This window comes from Limosilactobacillus pontis DSM 8475 (assembly GCF_001435345.1).
GTDB lineage: Bacteria > Bacillota > Bacilli > Lactobacillales > Lactobacillaceae > Limosilactobacillus > Limosilactobacillus pontis.
In genome coordinates, this window is sequence record NZ_AZGO01000005.1 from 1 (window position 1) to 331 (window position 331).

Here is a 331-nt window from a genome sequence, read left to right on the forward strand (position 1 = left end):
AATAAAAGAACAGCTCATGTCCAATCTCAGACACGAGCTGTTTGAAAAGTTATTCAAATTTTTCTATCAGTACTTCTTGACGAAGAGCCATAAAAAAGAACTGCTCCATCAAAAGCAGTTCTTCATAATATTAGACAAATTATTGTGGAACAACATTAGTTGCTTTAGGTCCTCGATCGCCTTGTTCAACATCGTAACTAACTTTTTGCCCTTCCTCAAGACTCTTAAAACCGTTAGTTTTAATTGATGAATAGTGTACAAATACATCTTTACCATCTGAACCAGAGATAAACCCAAAGCCCTTATCAGCATTAAACCATTTTACAGTACC

1 protein-coding gene is annotated in these 331 nt (G+C 35.0%); it reads right to left on the reverse strand.

All coding sequences use genetic code 11. The features are described from left to right. Positions 1 to 139 precede the first annotated feature (139 nt). Positions 140 to 331 (reverse strand): cold-shock protein (locus tag FD34_RS08270; protein ID WP_083479748.1); only part of this gene is annotated, 192 nt, incomplete at its 5' end.